Origin of the sequence: Streptomyces sp. NPDC086147 (assembly GCF_040702165.1) — a bacterium.
Classification (GTDB): domain Bacteria; phylum Actinomycetota; class Actinomycetes; order Streptomycetales; family Streptomycetaceae; genus Streptomyces.
On the sequence record NZ_JBFBJO010000022.1, the window covers coordinates 41748 to 53737 of the forward strand.

14 protein-coding genes are annotated in these 11990 nt (G+C 73.3%); 6 read left to right on the plus strand and 8 right to left on the minus strand.

The features are described 5' to 3' along the window. Positions 1–36: 36 nt before the first annotated feature. Positions 37–462, minus strand: a complete 426-nt coding sequence (locus AB0398_RS29825) for a PPOX class F420-dependent oxidoreductase (protein ID WP_366378758.1) — start codon at positions 460–462, stop codon at positions 37–39. A gap of 152 nt (positions 463–614) precedes the next feature. Between AB0398_RS29825 and AB0398_RS29830 the strand changes: the two genes are divergently transcribed. From AB0398_RS29830 to AB0398_RS29845, 4 genes are all read left to right on the plus strand, one after another. Beyond that, positions 615–1028 carry a roadblock/LC7 domain-containing protein gene (locus AB0398_RS29830; RefSeq protein WP_366378759.1) on the plus strand — a complete coding sequence of 138 codons (414 nt, stop codon included), beginning with the start codon at positions 615–617 and terminating at the stop codon, positions 1026–1028. Between the two features lie 230 nt (positions 1029–1258). Then, on the plus strand, positions 1259–2620 hold the full coding sequence (locus AB0398_RS29835) for a DUF6397 family protein (protein WP_366378760.1): 1362 nt from the start codon (positions 1259–1261) through the stop codon (positions 2618–2620). Positions 2621–2806: 186 nt separating this feature from the next. Then, on the plus strand, positions 2807–3184 hold the full coding sequence (locus tag AB0398_RS29840; RefSeq protein WP_366378761.1) for a hypothetical protein: 378 nt from the start codon (positions 2807–2809) through the stop codon (positions 3182–3184). Between the two features lie 229 nt (positions 3185–3413). Continuing rightward, entirely contained in the window at positions 3414–4199 is a 786-nt protein-coding gene (locus AB0398_RS29845; protein ID WP_366378762.1) for a polysaccharide deacetylase family protein, read from the plus strand. A 289-nt stretch (positions 4200–4488) separates the two neighbouring features. On the opposite strand, the gene AB0398_RS29850 is transcribed toward AB0398_RS29845, so the two are convergent. From AB0398_RS29850 to AB0398_RS29875, 6 genes are all read right to left on the minus strand, one after another. After that, positions 4489–5208 (minus strand): rod shape-determining protein, encoded by a 720-nt coding sequence (locus AB0398_RS29850; RefSeq protein WP_366378763.1) that lies wholly within the window; start codon positions 5206–5208, stop codon positions 4489–4491. Between the two features lie 178 nt (positions 5209–5386). After that, entirely contained in the window at positions 5387–6574 is a 1188-nt protein-coding gene (locus AB0398_RS29855; RefSeq protein WP_366378764.1) for a globin domain-containing protein, read from the minus strand. A gap of 73 nt (positions 6575–6647) precedes the next feature. Continuing rightward, complete coding sequence (locus AB0398_RS29860; protein ID WP_366378765.1) at positions 6648–7091, minus strand: Rrf2 family transcriptional regulator; 444 nt, start codon at positions 7089–7091, stop codon at positions 6648–6650. A 111-nt stretch (positions 7092–7202) separates the two neighbouring features. Beyond that, complete coding sequence (locus AB0398_RS29865) at positions 7203–7601, minus strand: SHOCT domain-containing protein (protein ID WP_366378766.1); 399 nt, start codon at positions 7599–7601, stop codon at positions 7203–7205. A 133-nt stretch (positions 7602–7734) separates the two neighbouring features. Next, the gene (locus AB0398_RS29870; RefSeq protein WP_366378767.1) at positions 7735–8184 is read right to left on the minus strand and encodes a peroxiredoxin; all 450 of its coding nucleotides are present in this window, start codon (positions 8182–8184) and stop codon (positions 7735–7737) included. A gap of 102 nt (positions 8185–8286) precedes the next feature. Further along, a complete protein-coding gene (locus AB0398_RS29875) occupies positions 8287–8922 on the minus strand; it encodes a PadR family transcriptional regulator (RefSeq protein ID WP_366378768.1) in 636 nt (211 codons plus the stop codon). Between the two features lie 239 nt (positions 8923–9161). On the opposite strand from AB0398_RS29875, the gene AB0398_RS29880 reads away from it, so the two are divergent. After that, positions 9162–9647, plus strand: a complete 486-nt coding sequence (locus tag AB0398_RS29880; RefSeq protein WP_366378769.1) for an SRPBCC family protein — start codon at positions 9162–9164, stop codon at positions 9645–9647. 33 nt (positions 9648–9680) lie between these two features. Here AB0398_RS29880 and AB0398_RS29885 read toward each other — a convergent pair whose 3' ends face one another. Further along, positions 9681–11291 carry a PHB depolymerase family esterase gene (locus AB0398_RS29885; protein WP_366378770.1) on the minus strand — a complete coding sequence of 537 codons (1611 nt, stop codon included), beginning with the start codon at positions 11289–11291 and terminating at the stop codon, positions 9681–9683. 169 nt (positions 11292–11460) lie between these two features. Between AB0398_RS29885 and AB0398_RS29890 the strand changes: the two genes are divergently transcribed. After that, positions 11461–11970, plus strand: coding sequence for a tetratricopeptide repeat protein (locus AB0398_RS29890; RefSeq protein ID WP_366378771.1), 510 nt, complete (start codon positions 11461–11463; stop codon positions 11968–11970). The last annotated feature ends 20 nt before the right edge of the window (positions 11971–11990 follow it).

Here is an 11990-nt window from a genome sequence, read left to right on the forward strand (position 1 = left end):
GTTCGGTCGGACCACGGGTTCGGTCGGAGCGGGTCCTCAGTCCGCGAGGCCGGCTTCGGCGATCACCTTGTCGATCCTCACCCGGACGAGGAGTTCGCCGGGGACGGCGTTGCGCTCGCCGAACTCCTCCGCCCGGTCCTCACCCATGTAACGGGCGCCGATGCGGGTGGCCCAGTGGCGCAACGCGTCCGGTTCCTCGCCGAGTTCGGCGCGCCCGAACAGCGTGACGAAGGAGAACGGCGGGGTGTCGTCGTCGACGCACAGGGAGACCCGTCCGTCGCGGGCGAGGTTGCGGCCCTTCACCGTGGTCTTGCCGGTGTTGAACACGAAGTCCTCGCCGTCGAGCACGAACCAGATCGGCACGACGTGGGGACTGCCGTCGTCCCGGACAGTCGCCAGCTTGCCGGTGCGGGTGCCCGCGGACACGAAGGCCCGCCACTGCTCCTCGGTCATCCTCGTCATGCCTCCCATCCTGAGGCACACGCGGGCGTGGTGCAGTGCTTGCCCTGTCCACGACAGTGCGTAAGGCTTGCGCCGACACGCGGACCACGGTGGCACGGGGAGCACGGGAATCCGGGTCGACGGGGACGCACCACACAGGGGGAGGACCACTGATGGCGTTGAACAAGGGACTGGACTGGCTCCTGGACGACCTGACACAGCGGGTCGGGCACATACGGCACGCGCTGGTGCTGTCGAACGACGGCCTGGTGACGGGCGCGAGCAACGGGCTGGCGCGCGAGGACGCCGAGCACCTGGCCGCTGTCTCCTCCGGGCTGCACAGCCTCGCCCGGGGTTCGGGCCGGCACTTCGAGGCGGGCCGTGCGCGGCAGACGATGGTGGAGTTCGACGAGGCGCTGCTCTTCGTGACCGCCGCGGGCGAGGGCAGCTGCCTGTGCGTCCTGAGCGCGGCCGAGGCCGACGTCGGCCAGGTGGCGTACGAGATGACACTGCTGGTGAACCGCGTCGGCGAGCACCTCGGAGTGGAGGCGCGGCAGCCCGGCCATCCGGGTGACGGCCCGCTCTGACGCTCTGCCCCGGCCCTCCGTCCGTCGCTCTGCCCCGGCCTTCCGCCACTCTGTCCGGCCTTCCCTTCCGCTGTCCCTCGCCGTGCCCCTCGCCGGTGTGCTGCCAAGGGTTGTCCACAGGTGGTTGTCCACAGGTGGTGCGGGGTTCGTCACTCTGCGTTACGTTCTTTTCGGCGGGTCGGACGGATCCGCGCCACGGAGAGTACGGACGTACGGGGGAGGGCCGCGTGATGAAGGTGGACGGTCGGGAGAGGACGGCGGACGCAGGGGCGCGCACGGTGACGCCGGCGCGGGCCGCGCGGGAACTGGAGCTGAAGCGCGACGAGTTCCGGCTCGCGGCCCAGCTCGGTCTGGTGCGGACGGTGCCGGCCGGGGAGGGCGGACGGCGGAAGGTCGAGCGGTGCGAGCTCGACCGCCTCAAGGCCGCGCCGAACTTCCCCGCCGGCCTGCGCGACCGGGTGCGCGCGGTGGGCACCGGGGAGGCCGCCGCACTCCTCGGGATCACCCCGGAGCGGTTCACCAGGCTGGTCCGGACGGGTCACCTCAGCCCGGTGCGGTTCTCGCTGAACCGCTACCGGGCGGTGGTGTGGACGTACGTGGCGGAGGAGGTCGCCGACCTCGGCCGCGCCTGCCCCGCGCTGCTCGCGGGGCGGCTGCCGCTGGAGCTCCGTGAACGTCTGGCCGCGGGGGAGGACCTGCGGCCGAGGAACTGGCGGGCGCGGCGGCTCTCCCTGCTGCTCCGGGCCGCCGACGACCCGTGGGCGCGGGCCTCGGCCGTCGCCTCCCTGCTGGACCCGCTCCAGGTGGCCGAGGTCGTGGACGATCCGTACGAACGCGCCCACCTCGACCGGCTGCGCCCGCCGCCACCGCCCGGAATGCCGGTGCCCGCCGCCGCGCGGGAGCTCGCCGAGCGGCTCACGCGTGCCGACGACCCGGACGAGATCCTCTGGCACCGGCTGAGCCTGGCGCTCGCCCTGGACGAGGCACGGGCCGCGTGCCCGGCCCCGTATCCGGGAGACGCCGCCGCGTCCGCGCCGACCGCCCCGACCGGCCGGGGGATCGAGGCCGAGCCTTCCGTACGGTCCGACGCCTGGCCTTCCGTACGGTCCGATGCCGAGCTGTCCGTACGGCCCGACGCGACACCTCCCGTACGGCCCGGGGCGGCGGACCCATGGGCTGTCCCGGTGGTCGTCCGCGGCGGCCCACGGGCTTTGTCGGCCCGGTCCCGGTCCGGATCTCTGCCGACGGCGCAGCCTTTCCCGACAGCCCAGCCTTTCCCGACGACGCGACCTTTCCCGACGACGCAACCTCTCTCGGCGACCCCGCCGCCGACTGCCCGGCGGGAGCCGGAACCGTCGGGGACGGCGGAAGCGGGACGCTCTCCGATGAGGGCGGAACCACCGGTGGCGGCAGGGGCGGCGACGTGGGGGGAAGCGGAAGCGCGGGCGGAGGCGGAGCCGGGGGTCGTCCAACCTGCCTCGCATCGGCCGTCCCGTCCGGCCCGCACCCGGTTCCTCGACCGGTTCCGCCGGGGGAGGGCGGGCGGTGAGGCGCGCGCCCGGCGACGGAGGCGCCCGGTGTCGTGGCCCTGATGGGCGCCTCCCTGATGCCGGTCCGGTCGGGCGCGGGGCCGGGCAGCCGGGCGGCACGCCGTCGCGGAGGGTGCCGGGGGCGGTCGAGCGCCCGACGGCCCTCGCGGAGCGGCGCCCCCGGAGGGATGCTGGAGAGGTGGCGCGACGAGCGCGAGGTGTCACCGGCGACCGGGGGGCCGTGAGGAGATGAGCGACGTGTACGACCTGCACATCGACACCGACGTCACCGTCCAGTTGAGCGACTGCGGCCGGGAGGACGCCAAGGCCGTGTTCGACGTCCTCGATGCGACCTACCGGCTGGAGGACGTGGCGACATCCGGCCCGCAGGCGGCGACGGGGCCGTCCCCCACCGTCTGGACGGCCACGTTCGACACGGCCGGAGGGGAGCACCGGAAGACGTCTCCGGCCCCTCTGTCCGCCATGGTCGGCGTCACGCTCACCGGCGGTTACCACGCCGTCGACGAGGTGGAGAAGGTCCTGGCCGCGGGCTTCGACGTCCAGTCCCGGCACACCGTCTCCGGTGACCAGGAGAAGGAGGCGCGTCTGCTGCTCGCCTCCCGCTGAGCGGCGGGCGCCGCAGCGCACCACCGCTGTCGGAGGCACCGCCTGAGGACGCCCCGGGAAGCGCGGACGGGCGCTCCCGGGGCTCTCGCGCGCCCGCGAACAGGCGTGCGACCCCCCTGCCGTCCCCGGTATACACCCTGTGTAGTGTGCGTGTTCGGTCGCACGGCCCGCCCTGACCAGGCGACGGCCGCGGCCCTGTCGAACGTCACCGGGGAAAGCGGGTTCCACCATGTTCCGATCCAGGCTGCGCCGACGCGGGGGAACCGCCGTCGCCCTGCTGGCCGCCGCGTCGCTGATGATGACGCTGAGCGGCTGCGGCGTCGACCCGCTCACTCCCCAGGAGGCGCGGGAGGAAGCCGGATCGGACGACAAGCCCGGTGGCGCGGGCCGTCGCGTCGACTGCGCGAAGACCAAGTGCATCGCGCTGACCTTCGACGCGGGGCCGGGCAAGGACACCCCCAGGCTCCTCGACATCCTCAAGGAGAAGCAGGTCCCCGCCACCTTCTTCCTGCTCGGCAGCAAGCACGTCGACCGCTACCCCCAGGTGGTCAAGCGCATAGCCGACGAGGGGCACGAGGTCGCGAACCACACCTGGACGCACCGGATCCTGACGGATCTCGACGCCGCCGGGGTCCGCGAGGAGTTGTCGCGCACCCAGGACGCCGTCGAGAGGATCACGGGCCGGAAGCCCACTCTGATGCGCCCGCCGCAGGGCCGCACCGACGACACCGTGTCCGAGGTCAGCAGGGAACTCGGGCTCGCCCAGATCCTGTGGAGCATCACGGCCAAGGACTACTCGACCGACGACTCGGCCCTCATCGAGCAGCGCGTCCTCGAACAGGCGCACGGCGACGGGATCATCCTGCTCCACGACATCTACGACGGCACGGTCCCCGCCGTCCCGCCGATCATCGACGAGCTCAAGCGGCGGGGCTTCACCTTCGTGACCGTGCCGGAACTCCTCGCCCCCGGGAAGGCGGAACCCGGCACCGTCTACCGCCCCGAGAAGGACTGACGGGCCCGCCGCGGCCACCGGCCCCGCGACGCTCCGCCGAGCACTGCCGAAAACGGGTGAGGTGGCTCACATCGCCCACTCGGGAACTCTCGGAACATTCGGGAAAGGTTTACCGTTCATACGTATGTGACGGCGAAGGGGCCCGGTCCCCAAGGTCCCCCCCCGAGAGGTGACCGCCCTTCGTCCGTCACGGCGATCGGCCCCGGTTGGAATCCCCCGTCCAACCGGGGCTTTGTCGTGTCCGTCCCTCTCCCGCACTCTCCGGAGGATCCCTCCGCCCCGGCCGGTGTCAGACCCGGGCGGGAGGGGCGGTCGGGTGACGGAGGGCGGAGGCGAGCATCAGACCCGCGCCGCGGACGACGCTGGTCGACGGGTCGTTGGCCAGGCGGAGGCGGGCCCGGAGCAGATGGGCCAGCCGGCCGGTCACGTCGAGGCGGAGGGCGCCGCCGCCCGTCACCAGGACGCCGCGGCGCAGAGCCCCCCGCACGGCGCCGGTGCGGTCGCGCCGCCACAGGTCGCTCACCAGGTCGGCGGCCGTCCCGGCGACCGAGTCCGGGGTGCTCCCCGACTCCGGGAGGTCGTCGAGGCCGACCTCGGCGAGCCGGGCGTCCACGACCAGGCCGTCCACGACGAGCGTGACCTCGGTCAACTGCGCGCCGAGGTCGACCACGAGCAGCGGACCGTCGCCGGGCGGGGCCGCGTGGGCAGCCGCCGCGCGGGCGCTGTCCACGGCGAAGACCCGTACCGCGCCGAGACCGTCCACCACCCGCTTCACGGCCTCCCGCTCCTTCGGGCCGGCGAGCACCGGGTGGGTCAGCATCACGACGGTGTCGTCACCGTCGCCGCCCGGCGCCCTGGCCGTCAGGCTCCGCAGCAGTCGGAGCTGGGAGTCCGGATCGGTCACGCGGCCGCGCAGCACCGGACCGCTGGGGACGTCCGCGAAGACGCCTGCTCCCGGTGCCCAGGCGCGGGTCCGCGAACTGCCGATGTCGAGGGCGATCCCGCGCACCGGCCGTCCGGCACCTCGACCGCCATGTGCTGACCCGAACGATGCCATCGTCTCCGTCGCTTCCGTCCGTTCCTCCCGGACCCGCTGAATGCGAGGCCGATATGGCACCTCACTATGCATTATCCGTAGCAACAACGCCATGCTGCTTGGAGATCGAAGGAATTCCGAGGATGGAGGTTCAGCTTTCGGCACCCAGCCACAGGTCGGGGCCGAAGACCTCGTAGTGGATGTCGGCCGCGGCGGTGCCCCGGCCGAGGAGGTCGCCGCGCACCGCGCGCAGGAAGGGCAGCGGCCCGCAGAGGTACGCGGTCGTGCCCGCCGGCAGGTCGAGCGCGGTGACGTCCGCGCGGCCCGGCAGGGCGCCGGAGTCGCCCGGCTCCTCGTACCAGAGGTGCAGGGTCCCCTGCGGCAGCGCGTCCACGAGGCGCCGCAGTTCGGCGGCGTGCGCGTGGGAGGCGGGGGCCCGGTCGGCGTGCACGACCACGACGGGGCGGGCCGACCCGGTCTCCACGAGGTGGTCGAGCATCGCCAGCATCGGGGTGCTGCCGATTCCGGCGGAGGCGAGCAGCAGGGGCCCGTCGCCCTCGCGCAGGACCAGGTCGCCGAACGGGGCCGACACCTCCACCGCGTCCCCCTCGCGGGCGCGGGCGTGCAGCCAGGACGAGACCTCGCCCGCCGGGTCGCCGTCGACCCGCTTCACCGTGATCCGCCACTGCGGGCGGCCGGGAGCGGAGGAGAGGCTGTACTGGCGGATCTGCCGGGCGCCGTCGGGCAGGGCGACCCGGACGCTCACGTACTGGCCCGGTCGGAACGCCGCCGCGGGGCTCCCGTCCGCGGGGCGCAGGACGAACGAGACCGTGTCGGCCGTCTCCTCCCGCCGCTCGGCGATCTCCATCGAACGCCAGACCTCGCCCTCGGTGACGCCGGCCTCCTGGTACAGCCGGGCCTCCACGGCGATGAGCGCGTTGGCCATCAGCCAGTAGACCTCGTCCCAGGCGCGCGCGACCTCGGGCGTCACCGCGTCGCCGAGGACCTCCACGATCGCGGCGAAGAGGTGCTCGTGCACGACCTTGTACTGCTCGGAGGTCACCCCGAGCGAGGCGTGCTTGTGCGCGATCCGCGCCAGCATCGCGTCCGGGCGCCGGTCCGGGTGTTCGAGGAGGGCCGCGGCGAAGGCGGCTATGGAGCCCGCGAGAGCCTGCCGCTGCTCGCCGTTGGCCTGGTTGCCCCGGTTGAACAGGTCGCGCAGGAGCTCCGGGTGGGCGGCGAAGAGGCGCCCGTAGAAGCGCTCGGTGATCCGGTCCAGGGCGCCGCCGACGGCGGGCAGGGTGGCGCGGACGACCGGGACGGCCTGCTCGGACAGCATGGGGGACTCCTAATCTGGTAGATCATCTACCAATTTAAAGGCGGAAGGGAGCACGCGCTCGGGGCGCGTGCGGTCAGGGGGTGGGGCGGGGAGAGAGGGAGAGGAGGAGCGGGCCTGTCGGCGAGGAGACGAGCTCCGCCACGGTCAGCGGGTCGAGCACGCGGTAGAACGCCTCCTGCGCCTCGCGGAGCGCTCCCCGGAGCCGGCAGGCGGACCTGAGTGGGCAGGGCGGGTCGCCCTCGCAGGCGACGACCTCCTCCTCGCCCTCCAGGGTGCGGGTCAACCAGCCCACCGACGAGCGCCGGCCCCGTTCCGTCAGGGCGAGCCCGCCGCCGCGTCCGCGTCGCGCCTCGACCACGCCGAGGTGCTGGAGCCGGGTGATCACCTTCGCCATGTGGGCGTACGGCACGTCCATGGACTCCGCCACCTCGCGTGTGGTGACGGACTCCTCCTGCGCGGTGACCGCCAGGCGCATCACGGCACGGAGCGCCAGGTCGGTGAACTTCGTCAGCTTCACGACCCGACCGTATCAAAGTGGTATTCGAGATACGCATTAAGGGGGTGGGTGCACCCGTCGACACCGGCACCGGTACCGACTCCTACCGGTACCGGTCGTCGCGGCGGCACCTCAGGACAGGACCTTGGCCTTCGCCTTCTCGAACTCCTCCGCCGTGATGGCGCCCTTGTCCTTCAGGTCCGCGAGCCGGGCCAGCTCGTCCGTGGCGCTCGTGCCGCCGCCCTGCGTCCCGGCGGTCTTGCGGATGTAGTCCTGGAACGCGGCCTCGCTGTCCTTCGCCTGCTTGACGTCACGCCGGCTCATGCCCTTGCCGCGGGCGATGACGTAGACGAGCACGCCGAGGTAGGGGAGCAGGATGCAGAAGACCAGCCAGCCGGCCTTGCCCCAGCCGTGCAGGCTGTGGTCCCGGAAGATGTCGGTGACCACCTTGAACAGCAGGAACAGCCACATGATCCAGAGGAAGAACCACAGCATGGTCCAGAAGAGGTTGAGGAGGGGGTAGTCGTCCATGCCAGCACGCTCCGTTCCGGCGCCGGCCGGGAACGGCCGGTCGTTGGAGCGAGTCTCACCCGGGCGCCGCGTCCCCGCACGTCGTGGCGGCCCGCCGTACGGGCCGCCCGCCCCCACGCGGACCGGACGCGGCTCAGGCGTCGCGCAGGGCGGCCAGCGCGCGGTCCGCGTGCGCGCTCATCCGCAGCTCGCTGCGCACGACCTCCCGCACCCGCCGGTCCCGGCCGATCACGAACGTGACCCGCTTGGTCGGCGCGAGCGAGAAACCGCGCTTGACGCCGAACCGCTCCCGTACGGCACCGTCCGGGTCGGACAGCAGGGGATAGCCGAGGGAGTGCCGCTCGGCGAACTCCTGCTGCCGCTCCACCGCGTCGGAGCTGATCCCGACGGGCAGCGCGCCGACGGCGCGGAACTCGGCCGCCAGGTCGCGGAAGTGGCAGGCCTCGGCGGTGCAGCCCGGGGTGAGCGCCGCCGGGTAGAAGAAGAGGACGACCGGCCCTTCGGCCAGCAGCCCGGTCAGGGAGCGAGAGGTACCCGTCTCGTCCGGAAGGCTGAAGTCCTCGACGAGGTCACCGACGTTCATGGAGATCCGTCCCCGATCCGTCCCGATGCGCCGCCGGAGCCTCCGGCGGCCGGCCGGTGACGTTACCGCAGAGTAGGACCCCCGGTCACCCCTCGGGTCCCGTCACGCCCCCCGTGCCGCCTCCGCCGCGGCCCGCCCCGTCCCTTCCTGCCCCTCCCGCTCTTTCCGCCCTTCCCGGGCTTCCACGGCGACGCGCCGGTCGAGCAGGGCGAGGGCGCGGGCGCCCCAGCGCAGGTTCTCCTCCTCGAAGAACCGGCCGCGCATCAGCGTGAGATACGGCCCGATGCGCTCCGCCTCCTCCAGGTACGTCTCCTCGTCCCGGCCGGCGAGCATCCGCTCCCGCAGGCGGTCGTAGCGGGCGAGCTTCGTCCGGGCCGTCTCCATCCGCCGGGCCACGAACGCGCGGACGGCCGCGGTGTCCCCCTCGTCGCAGGCCTGCACCTGGACCAGCAGCTCGTCACGGACGGCGCTCGGGCGCGGAGGCGTCGACGTGTAGGCGGCCAGATCCCGCCTGCCCGTCTCCGTGAGGCTGAACATCCTCTTGTTGGGGCGCCGTTCCTGCTCCACCACGCGGGCCGTGATCAGGCCGGCCTCCGCCAGCCGGTCGAGTTCGCGGTAGAGCTGCTGCGGGGTGGCGGCCCAGAAGTTGGCGACGGACACGTCGAAGATCTTGGCCAGGTCGTATCCGGAGGCCTCGCCCTCCAGGAGAGCTGCGAGGACGGCGTGCTTGAGGGACATCCGGACACGCTAGCAGTCCGTTGAATAGTTTCTTCCGCACCTATTCAACGGAAGAAGGATCATCGCACCGCTGGAGGCGGGCGGGGACCGGCAGGGGCCGTGAGCCCTTCGCCGGCACGTACCTCCGGCGCCCCGGCCGGCACGTACGCCCGGGGCGCCCTCGCTGGCACGTACCTCCGGCGCCCGCCTAGGCTGGAGGGGAGGGGAAGCCGCAGGGGAGCAGATCCGAGGGCAGCGCGATGGGCAGCGACACGTTCGTCTACACCACCTACATCCGGACCACCCCCGACGAGCTCTGGAAGGCGCTCACCGAACCGGAGCTCACCCGCCGCTACTGGGGCGTGGCCTTCGAGACGGACTGGACGCCCGGCGCCCCCATGGTCTGGGAGGAGGGCGGCCGCCGGACGGCCGATCCCGAGCAGGTGGTGCTCCGGGCCGAGCCCGGCCGCCTCCTCTCGTACACCTGGCACACCTTCACCCCGGCCTGGGCGGACGCCGTCGGCCTCGGGCGCGACGTGTACGAACGCCTCGCCGCCGGGCCCCGGTCCAAGGCGACCTTCGAGATCGAACCGTCGGGCGACACGGTCAGGCTGACGGTCACCCACGGCGACCTGGCGGCCGACGGCCCCGTCAAGGAGCTGATCGGCGAGGGCTGGCCCGCGCTGATCTCCAGCCTCAAGTCCCTCCTGGAGACCGGGGAGGAACTCCCGGAGCCGCCCCGCTGACCGCCCCCGCGGCCCACGGACCACCCCCGTCGGTTACCGGTACTCGACCGTCAGCGTCACCGGCGCGTCCCGGTTCACGAAGAGGTACGCCGTGCCGGTCGGCGCCGACGCGAACCCGAGGCGGAACTGGGTGGTCCCGCCCCGGTTCAGGGCCGCGAGCGCCTCCGCCGACAGGTCCGTCGACACCGCGCTCCCGGACGAGAACGCGTCGATCCGCGCGCCGCCCGCCACCGAGGCCGACGCCGACCAGTCCGCCGGCTCGACCGCGCACCCGCCGAAGCAGCCCGTCCGCACGTCCGCCAGCAGCCGGTTCCCCGCGGGCGAGGCCCAGGGGTCGCCCGAACCGCTCGACCGCGTGACGGTCAGCCAGGCCCGCGAGACCTCCTTGCCGGCCGGGATCCGCGAGGTGTCGAAGGAGACCACCGTCCGGTTCACCTTCCCGTCCGTGCCCCGGCCCAGCGCGAGCCCGGACACGTCCTCCAGGGTGCCGACCGCCGCCCCCGAACCGTCCGCCGCCGCCTTCACGTAGCCGTCATCGGCGTCCGTGCTGGTCAGGACCGTACGGTCGGAGGAGGGAGGCGGCGTCCCGGTGCCGCGCAGCGCCCGGACCATGCCCATGATCGCCTCGATCTGCTTCCCGCCGTGCCGGGCGTAGGCGGTGTCACCGAGGTAACCCCACCAGTTCCAGCAGCCGTTCGGGTTCTCCAGGGTCCCCGTGGCCGCCGCCTGCGGGTACAGCACGATCATGTCGTTGGTGTCGGCGTACTCGTTGAGGTAGGCGCCCTCGACGAACCGGGTCCCGAAGCCCTGGTACGCGTACCCCTGCTTGCAGCCGTGCAGCGCCACGAGCAGACGGCAGCGCGCCCCGTCCGAGCAGGACCTCGGCACGTACGCGAAGCCCTCCGCGCCCATCGAGATCGCCGAGGCCGAACCGCCGGGCGCGTACGCGTTCTGGTCGAAGCGGATCAGCGAGCCGCCCGTCCCGGAACCGGGCGCCGCGACCGACCCGAAGAGATGGCCGAGCAGCGCCCCCTCCGCGTCGGTCCCGCACTTGTTCAGGAACGGGGTCTGCGTCACCCCGCAGGAGTTGGGGCCGAGCGGCGTGATCCAGGCGTGGCCCGCCGCCGTGGACCGGTCGTAGCGGACCCGGGCGCCGAACCGCCCGTAGTAGTCGGAGAGCGCGTCCACCACCGGCCGCTTCACCGTGGTGTCCGCCGACCCGCTGAAGGCGTACACCGGGTCGCCCGCCAGGTTCGCCACCGGATCGATCTGCCCCTGCGCGGACCGGTCGCGGGTGGCCTGCTCCAGGGCGGCGAGCTGGAGGTTCTGCGTGGTGTCCATGCAGGCGTTCAGCGCCGTGGCGAGCTGGCCCCGGGCGCAGTCGTACGGCCCCGAGGCGAACACCGCCGAGCCCTCGAACGTCCCCGAGTACGCCACGTGCAGCTGCGTGGCCATGTACCCGCCGGACGAGACGCCCGCGCTGAACACGGAGCCGATGTCGTACCCCTGGAGCGTGCCGGGCACGGGCGGGGGAGCGGCGGCCCCGGCGGGGACCGCGGTCGGGAAGAGGGTCGCGGCGGCGCACAGCAGCAGCGCCGCGAGACGGCGTGGCCCGCGCAGGCGGGCGGGACGGAGTGAACGCATGGGGGCTCCCGGGCGGCTCGTTCCTGACAGGGGATCGGCCGGGAGGCTACGGGCTTCCCGGAGCCGTCCTCCATGGGTGAGGACGCCACAATCCGGCCGGTCCGCTATGGCGGCCCGTCACCTGGCAGCCGGTGCCGGGACGTCCGCCGCGAGCTGCGAGGATGGCGCCATGGAGCACCAAGAGGAGAAGGACGGCCTGCTGGCCGAGGCGGTCGCGCTGCGCGAAGAGGGCCGTCGGGAGGAGGCCCGCGAGCGGCTGGTCGCGCTCTCCGCCCGGTGGCCGGACGACGCCGGGATCGCCTACCAGACGGCCTGGGCGCACGACGTCCTGGGCCTGGAGGCGGAGGCCGTGCCGTACTACGAGAGGGCCCTCGGCGACGCCTCCGGACGGCTCGCGCCCGACGACCGGCGCGGCGCCCTCCTCGGCCTCGGCAGCACCTACCGGGTGCTCGGCCGGTACGAGGACGCGGTCGCCCTCCTGACCCGCGCGGCCGACGAGTTCCCCGAGGACGGCTCCCTGCGCGCCTTCCTCGCGATGGCCTTCTACAACACGGGCCGGCACCACGAGTCGGTCTCCCTGCTGCTGCGCCTGCTCGCCTCGACCAGCGAGGACCCGTCCGTCCGCACGTACCGGCCGGCCATCGAGCACTACGCGGAGGACCTCGACGCGACCGGATGACCGGGCGCGGCGGGGCTCGG

Coding starts and splice junctions, on each gene's coding strand:
- AB0398_RS29825 (WP_366378758.1), bottom strand. CDS start 462: ATGACGAGGATGACCGAGGAGCAGTGGCGGGCCTTCGTGTCCGCGGGC.
- AB0398_RS29830 (WP_366378759.1), top strand. CDS start 615: ATGGCGTTGAACAAGGGACTGGACTGGCTCCTGGACGACCTGACACAG.
- AB0398_RS29835 (WP_366378760.1), top strand. CDS start 1,259: ATGAAGGTGGACGGTCGGGAGAGGACGGCGGACGCAGGGGCGCGCACG.
- AB0398_RS29840 (WP_366378761.1), top strand. CDS start 2,807: ATGAGCGACGTGTACGACCTGCACATCGACACCGACGTCACCGTCCAG.
- AB0398_RS29845 (WP_366378762.1), top strand. CDS start 3,414: ATGTTCCGATCCAGGCTGCGCCGACGCGGGGGAACCGCCGTCGCCCTG.
- AB0398_RS29855 (WP_366378764.1), bottom strand. CDS start 6,574: ATGCTGTCCGAGCAGGCCGTCCCGGTCGTCCGCGCCACCCTGCCCGCC.
- AB0398_RS29865 (WP_366378766.1), bottom strand. CDS start 7,601: ATGGACGACTACCCCCTCCTCAACCTCTTCTGGACCATGCTGTGGTTC.
- AB0398_RS29870 (WP_366378767.1), bottom strand. CDS start 8,184: ATGAACGTCGGTGACCTCGTCGAGGACTTCAGCCTTCCGGACGAGACG.
- AB0398_RS29875 (WP_366378768.1), bottom strand. CDS start 8,922: ATGTCCCTCAAGCACGCCGTCCTCGCAGCTCTCCTGGAGGGCGAGGCC.
- AB0398_RS29880 (WP_366378769.1), top strand. CDS start 9,162: ATGGGCAGCGACACGTTCGTCTACACCACCTACATCCGGACCACCCCC.
- AB0398_RS29885 (WP_366378770.1), bottom strand. CDS start 11,291: ATGCGTTCACTCCGTCCCGCCCGCCTGCGCGGGCCACGCCGTCTCGCG.
- AB0398_RS29890 (WP_366378771.1), top strand. CDS start 11,461: ATGGAGCACCAAGAGGAGAAGGACGGCCTGCTGGCCGAGGCGGTCGCG.